Annotated in this window: 4 protein-coding genes; 3 read left to right on the forward strand and 1 reads right to left on the reverse strand. The window is 45.4% G+C overall.

Annotated features, from left to right (window positions below):
• The first annotated feature begins 98 nt into the window (after positions 1–98).
• Together nadC and argS are read left to right on the forward strand one after the other, a co-directional pair.
• On the forward strand, positions 99–962 hold the full coding sequence (gene nadC, locus AC3A14_RS23330) for a carboxylating nicotinate-nucleotide diphosphorylase (RefSeq protein WP_318737496.1): 864 nt from the start codon (positions 99–101) through the stop codon (positions 960–962).
• Between the two features lie 29 nt (positions 963–991).
• The gene (gene argS, locus AC3A14_RS23335; RefSeq protein ID WP_318737494.1) at positions 992–2,749 is read left to right on the forward strand and encodes an arginine--tRNA ligase; all 1,758 of its coding nucleotides are present in this window, start codon (positions 992–994) and stop codon (positions 2,747–2,749) included.
• A gap of 51 nt (positions 2,750–2,800) precedes the next feature.
• Here the strand turns inward: argS and AC3A14_RS23340 are convergent, their stop codons facing one another.
• Entirely contained in the window at positions 2,801–3,820 is a 1,020-nt protein-coding gene (locus AC3A14_RS23340; protein WP_318737492.1) for an Hpt domain-containing protein, read from the reverse strand.
• A 39-nt stretch (positions 3,821–3,859) separates the two neighbouring features.
• On the opposite strand from AC3A14_RS23340, the gene AC3A14_RS23345 reads away from it, so the two are divergent.
• Entirely contained in the window at positions 3,860–7,435 is a 3,576-nt protein-coding gene (locus AC3A14_RS23345) for a Yip1 family protein (RefSeq protein ID WP_318737490.1), read from the forward strand.
• Positions 7,436–7,781 lie beyond the last annotated feature (346 nt).

The raw sequence follows: 7,781 nt of genomic DNA on the forward strand, positions 1-7,781 counted from the left end.
AAACGCTACAGCCTATGCAGGGTAAGCCTTGACAAGATTTTGAAAATTTGGGATTTTGGCAATAACTGGTGATTTGTAGTGAGTATAAGGAGTTGGTTATGAGTTCAACTGTATTGATGCCTGTTGGGATGGCTTTGGATGGTTGTTTAAAAGATTGGTTGATGGAGGATATTGGTCGCGGCGATCGCACAACCCAAGGCTTAAGTCTTCAGTCCCATCATGTTATTGAGGGTCGCTGGACGGCAAAATCAATGGGTATAGTGGCAGGCTTACCGATCGCCAATCGAGTCTTCCAACTCCTAGATGCCAATACTTGTCTAATACCTCTGCTCTCAGAGGGAGAAGCCTGTAGTCCAGGACAAACAATCGCCGAACTCAACGGATCGTTAGCAGCTTTGCTCATGGGGGAACGAGTCGCCCTCAACTTGGCAATGCGACTGAGTGGCATTGCCACAGCCACCCGTGAGTATGTAGAGCAGATTGCTGACTTACCCACTCAATTTGTAGATACTCGTAAAACAACACCCGGCTTAAGAGTCTTAGAAAAATATGCCTCCCAAGTTGGGGGAGCCGTGAATCATCGCATGGGACTTGATGATGCAGTGATGATTAAAGACAACCATATTGCTGTAGCAGGGGGAATTGGAGACGCGATCGCCCAAATTCGTCAACAGATACCTTACCCTCTTACCATAGAAGTCGAAACCGAAACCCTCGAACAAGTCCAAGAAGCGCTGGAACACCAAGCCGATATCATCATGCTTGATAATATGAGCATTGAGTTGATGACAGAAGCCGTCCAAATCATCCGCCACTCTTGCGATCGCGTCAAAATTGAAGCCTCTGGAAACGTTACCCTAGAAACCATTCGAGCGATCGCCAAAACCGGAGTAGACTATATTTCCAGCAGTGCCCCCATCACGCGATCACCCTGGCTAGACTTAAGTATGAAATTAGGGTAAGGTCATCACTTGCCATCCACCATACAATTATGAACTCAACCTTAGATAGCCTCAGAACCCAATTTTCCAGTGCCCTCGTTGCTGCATTTGGGGATGATTTTGCCCATACCGATCCCCTCATCTTTATTGCCAGCGATCCTCAATTTGGAGATTACCAATGTAATTTAGGTCTCTCCCTAGCCAAAAAACTTAAACAAAAACCCCAAGATATTGCCCAAATCCTCATCAATCATCTGGACTTGGGAGAAGCTTATGAAACTCCCGAAATTGCCAAACAAGGATTTATTAATCTTAGGTTTAAACCCAGTTACTTAGAGCAGCGAGTTGCTCAATTGCAATGCGATCCTCGTCTAGGAATAGCTCCCGTTGCTGAAGAAAAAACTGTAATTGTAGATTTCTCCAGTCCAAACATTGCTAAAGAAATGCATGTGGGACATTTACGCTCCACAATTATTGGGGATTCCATTGCTCGGATTTTAGAATTTCGCGGTCATCGGGTTTTGCGCCTCAATCATGTAGGCGATTGGGGAACTCAATTTGGGATGTTAATCACGTATCTTCAAGAAGCTTATCCAGAAGCATTGATTACTGCTAATGCTTTAGAGTTAGGAGATTTAGTAGCCTTTTATAAACAAGCCAAAAAACGTTTTGACGAAGACGAAGTGTTTAAAGACACCTCTCGTCAAGCAGTTGTGAAACTACAAAGTAAGGATGAACAGAGCTATAAAGCTTGGAAATTATTGTGCGAGCAATCACGGCAAGAATTTCAGGTCATTTATGATTGGCTAGATATTCAGCTTACAGAACGGGGAGAATCATTTTATAATGACTTGTTAGATGATGTGGTTAAAGATTTAGAAGAGTTGGGATTACTGGAAGAAAATGAGGGCGCAAGTTGTGTTTTTCTAGACGGGTTTACGAATAAAGAGGGAGATCCACTACCGTTAATTGTGAAAAAATCCGATGGAGCTTATAACTACGCCACCACAGATTTAGCTGCACTGCGGTATCGGATTAAACAGGATGATGCCGATCGCATCATCTACGTTACGGATGCAGGGCAAGCGAATCATTTTGCCCAAATTTTCCAAGTCGCGCAACGTGCGGGTTGGCTTCCAGATAGCGTAGAAGTGATTCATGTTCCCTTTGGATTAGTACAAGGAGAAGATGGGAAAAAACTGAAAACTCGTGAAGGAGAAACCGTTAGATTACGAGATCTATTAGAAGAAGCCATTCGTATACCTCGTCAAGCTTTAGATCAAAGATTGATGCTAGAAGATCGCACAGAAACGGAAGAATTCAAGCAAAGTGTCTCTCAAGTAGTAGGATTGAGTGCAGTAAAATATGCCGATCTGAGTCAAAATCGCACCAGCAATTACCGATTTAGCTATGACAAAATGCTATCTCTGAAAGGCAATACAGCGCCCTATCTGCTTTACGCTTATGTGCGAGTACAAGGCATTAGTCGTCAAGGAGGTATTGATTTAGAAAACTTGCCTCCAGAAGCTACAGTGAAGTTGACAGAAATATCAGAACTTGCCTTAGCCAGATTACTGCTAAAAATGAGCGATTTGGTTGCACAAGTCGAGCAAGATTTACTGCCCAATAGGTTATGCAACTATTTGTTTGAAGTCAGTCAAAAGTTCAATCAGTTTTACGATCAATGCCCAGTGTTGAAAGCAGAAGAACATCACAAGACTTCACGCTTGGTTTTGGCTAACTTAACTGCCAAGACGCTCAAGTTAGGATTATCCTTGTTAGGTATATCGGTACTGGAGCGGATGTAGAACGATGAAAGGGAAGAATCGCTGTTTCAATGAACAATAATTAATCATTGTTCAAGCAGCACCTTTCTTCAAAGCCGCCACTAACTGTTGTAACTGCTTTTGATTAAATGAAGCTCTCAAAACTTGAGCGACTGCTTGGGGTTCCAGAGTAATTGCGACTCGTTTAGCGATCGCAGATTCAGCCAATTTCGCTAATTCGCTAGAGGATTTGACCTCTTGAGTACGTCCTGCATTAATTAACTCGGCTGCTATTTTGAGTTCCTTAATCACCAAAGGCGCTAAAGCTTCATAGGAGGCTTTAGGATTACCAATTGCAGTTTGAGCTGTTTCCACCAAACTCATCCATTCCGCAGACTGTTCATCTAAATTGAACAGTCCAGCACAAATTTCTTCTAACTGTTGACGATTGGTAGGTGTGGTTGGCTGCTTAAAGACTTGCAACATTTCTCGCAAAACGCGGGTAACTTGGTGCGGGAAATCGGAACTGTTGGATACCGGTGCAGGGGCAGGAGCCGAGGATTTCTTGGGAGGGGGCGGAGCCACTTCTTCAGCAATACCCGGACCTCCACTGTTGAGACTTTCTAGATGAGCTTGGAGCTGGACAAATCGAGGTTCAGCTTCATCTAGGATCGTTTTAGCTTCATCATCTCGAAGTCCAAACGGTCCTTGAACTCGTTCGAGTAAGTCTCGCAGCACATCAAAGCCGCTGAGAAACAAATTTTCCAGCTTGTGATCCACTGGAATTTGAGGATTTTCTTTCAGAATCTTAAAACTATCTTCAAGGCGGTGGGAGGTTTTCTGAATACTGGTAAACCCTAACATGGCAGCTCCTCCCTTAACCGAGTGAGCGGCTCGGAATAACTCATTGAGGCTTTCTTGGTCTTTCATCGCAGCCTGAAGGCCTAACAGTCCTTGTTCAATGGTATCGAGATGCTCTTTAGCTTCTTCGAGAAAATAACCAATAATTTGCGAATTGTCTGTCATCGCGATCGCCCCCAAAACAGTCGAATCAGTCTGAAGTCGTCCAATATGGTATTTCCATGTTACCAAGTCAGTGTACAATCGAGCCAAAACTATTCAGGATGCAATCGTTTGCCCCCCTAAAAACCCATGACTGATACTGCCCTCGATCAATTTTGGCATCTCGTTAGTAGTGCATTAACTCTCAACCCTGAAGCCTTTGAACTGATCAACACCTTACCGTTAGGGGGTAGCGTTGCCCTCATTGTGGTTTTAGCAGCAGGGATGGCTCAGGCGATCGGTCAATCAATTGTTCTATATATTAATCAAGTTAAACCCATTCGCTTTGGGTTCAGTTTAACCTGTGCCGCCATTTTATTTGCGATCGCCTATGGATTCTGGGCCCTAAGTGTCTGGTTTGTTGGGAACATCTTATTTAACCTCAACACCCAATTTGGGGATGTTGCCCGCATCATTGGACTCAGCTACGCCCCTCAAATGCTGGGTTTCCTTGTAGCTATCCCTTATCTGGGTGTACCAATAGGAGTTATTCTCTCGATCTGGAGTTTCTTAGCCGTCATTGTTAGCTTTGAAGTATTAACCCAACTCGACACCTGGGCAGCCTTTAGCTGCGCTGCTTTAGGATGGGTATTCCTACAACTGTGCCAGCGTACCATTGGTCGGCCCATTACAGTCTTGGGACATTGGTTGATGAATACTGTAGCTGGAACTCAACTGGTTTTCAGCAAAGCAGAACTTGAAGAACAGGTGAGAGCTGGATATCAAGGAGATCGAGGTCGGCAAAAACCCGCTTGGGTCAAAGAAAAAGCGCAAGCCAAAACTGGAGGCTCGTCCCTTCCTGGCTCTGTCAAAATCGTCATTGCCGTCTCGATCGGTATGATGCTGGCCTTCCTTTTTTCCCCCTCATCCTATCAAGGCTTGGGAAATTGGTATGCGTCCTTAACTAAAACCCTGGATCTGATTGTAGATCTGAGCTTGATGAGTTTCCTCGCGCTCCTGTTTGCCATTGTCCTCACTCCAGTAGAAAGCCTGGGATGGTGGGCTGGATGGTATGGAGATGAAGACTTGAGCTATCCGGGTGAACCAGTTCGTCAAGCCTCCACTTCTACCCAAATTTCCCGCTACGTCATCTACTTAGATGGGATTTCCCAAGGAAGCCACGAATACTTACCCGATGTAGAACTGTTGCTTAATCGTCTAGCGGATGCTGTTCCTGATAATATTCTGATCGTCAAAGGAATTATTCCCTATTCAGTCACCAATCGTTCCTTAACTGAAGACCGACCCTTAGCTTTCTTGTGGCGCATTATTGATTCGATCAAACTGAAAGCACCGGATCATCCGATTGGCTTTATTATCAATATCCGTAATATGATTGCTGTTGCTGTGGCAGCCGATCCTCGTTATGGCCCGATTCAAAACCAAGGCCTAGCTCAAGTTCTATTCGAGAGTTTGATTAACTTTGGCTACCAAGTGGAGAGTCAAACCCCAATTACATTAATTGGCTATAGCGGTGGAGGACAGATGTCTATGGCTTCTGTTTCATATCTCTATCGAGCGACAGGAGCTAATATCGAAGTGATTTCCCTAGCTGGTGTGATCAGTGGTAATACAGGAGCGATGGAGGTTGAACACCTCTATCATCTAGTGGGTGAAAACGATAACGTTGAACGCTTAGGGCCACTTTGCTTTCCTGGACGCTGGCCCATTAAGGTGAACTCCAATTGGAATCAGGCTAAACGTCGTGGCAAGATTAGCTTGATTAATCTGGGGCCTGTGGGTCATGATGGGCCAACTGGTCCGTTAGATGATTATACGTTCCTGCCAGATGGGCGCAGTTACATGGATCAAACGGTGGATTTAATGACCGGTATCCTCTTGGAAGATTGGACAATGGGTGTTAATCCCCATGAACTAGCGATCAGTAACTATCAGCGTTATCGCAGTGTCTTGTTTAATCAACCAGAAAGTTATCCGTTCTATTACCCAATTGAGCAAACGATTAATCCAAGATTATATAAACCGGTAGGGACTTGGATGGGACGGTTGCTCCTGCCAAAATCCAATCAACGTCAGCGTCTGCGCGGGGTTTTGTTTGAAGTTCACCATACGGATGAGCGATATCAGTATTTAGTGGGTCAGGTGATCAATTTGCGCTGGAGTGACGATCCGGCCGATACTGCCTTGATACAGGAAGTTACTAAAGATGTGCATTTTGTCGATCGGGTGCAGGTGAGTAAACAAGAGGGAAATGTGCATCCCGATCGCCTGAATCATTGGTTAGCCGTTACTCCCTTGGAATCTTTGGCTGGTGCCAGACCGGTAAATGATGTGCTGGTGAAGTTAGCAGGACCCGTGATTGTCCTAGAAGAGGTGGGATTGCGACCGACCTTGGTGATTCGTCGGGAACCGGTACAAATTTCCGGTCGCTTCCAGGGATTAGTCACAATTTTGGGGTCTTTAGGAGATGATCGCTTCCAGCTACGCCATTATAACCCTCAGTCCAGACACTTTGATGGGGTGGAGGAACCGGTATATATTCCTTCTGTGGTGGCCGATCGCAACGGGGTATTTCCCTCTACTAATTATCAGCTTGAACAGTCTCCGGTGAATCCCCAGGGATGGCGAATTACAGGAATGAAAAATGAGCAGGGAGAATTTGTGGTTCTCTCTCTTGCTCCAGCGAGTCTGTTTGGGGTGACTCCGGATCGGATGATTGAAGGGAAACGGGATACCCAACGCTATATTGACCGAGACTGTTGGGCTAATTTAGCAGCGAAAAAAGGTACGATTTCCAAAGTGCTGTTAGTGAATGACCCCAATCAAGCCAGTTTAAGCAACCGGGGCATTTACGCGGGCGATCGCCTCTTACTGATTCATATGTATGGTGGAATTGGCGGCCAAAAGGCTGAGTTTGCACCGATGGGGATTTTCTTCGGTCATTTTTCCTATGGAATTGCCCATGTGGTTGAAGATCCATTTACAGGTTCGCTGAAATTTGAGATTGAATATCGGCAAATCTATACCCATAATACCGATGGCATTATTGCCGGTTCGTTGTCTTGGGAGCGCTATAGCGGCGATCGCCAATGGGGATGGATGGGATGCCGTCCCATTGGCGATACGTTGATTAAGTTTAGTCCATTGACAGATGACTATAATTTTGATGGTCTGCGCTTTTCGGTTCTTGACAATATCATCCTCGAATTAGATATTATGGCGGCTCGTTACCGTATTGGAGATGGTACAGGTACCACGTTTGTCACGCCGATTAATTCCTGCGTTCAAGATTCTTCCCAAGCTTTGTATCGGGCAATTGAACGGACAGTGGAGCAATTTCAGGCTAATCCAGAAATTCAACGATGGTTAGAAGCCAATCCCAATCACGAGCAAACCCAACGGTTTGAGCAACTTGTTGAACTGGGGCCACACTTAAGGCAACAATTGGCACCCTTAAGGATTGTACGAGAAGATTGGCAATCGGATGATGCAACGCTGGGACAATTCGCGATCGAGCAACCGGCAAAAATGATTTATAGCACGTTAGCCAGTTGGCGTTCTTTATTACCGAAACTCGCCCATGATGTGGTAACAAAAACATTTTTGGATCAAGGAGCGGTCTGTTGGATGCTACGCACAAACCAAGTGGGAGGTTTTGATCCGGATATTGAACCGGTTGCCCCCACAGATTTTGGCTTGGGATAATCATCCCTCGTCTACTGAATGGTCTTTTTTGACCTCAGCGACTCTGTGCGATTTCTTTTCCCTTGCTGTTGCTCTTCTGGGTTCCTGTTCCTTTCGGTGTGAGCCGGGCAAGGCCTTCGCACACAGTTATTACAGCGCTTCGCGCTGCTATGAGGTACATTGTTGATCGTAGATTCGAGTTGTCATTGCGACCGCAGGGAAGCAATCGCCAAGATTGGGGGATTTTGCGATTGCTTCATTCCACTTGCGTGACCTTCGCAATGACTGATCTCAATGATACTGTACTCCGTTACAGCGCAAAGCGCTGTAGCCCTCTTTTGTCACTCTGCCGAAAGAGGGCTAGAAT

The organism is Roseofilum sp. (assembly GCF_982964205.1).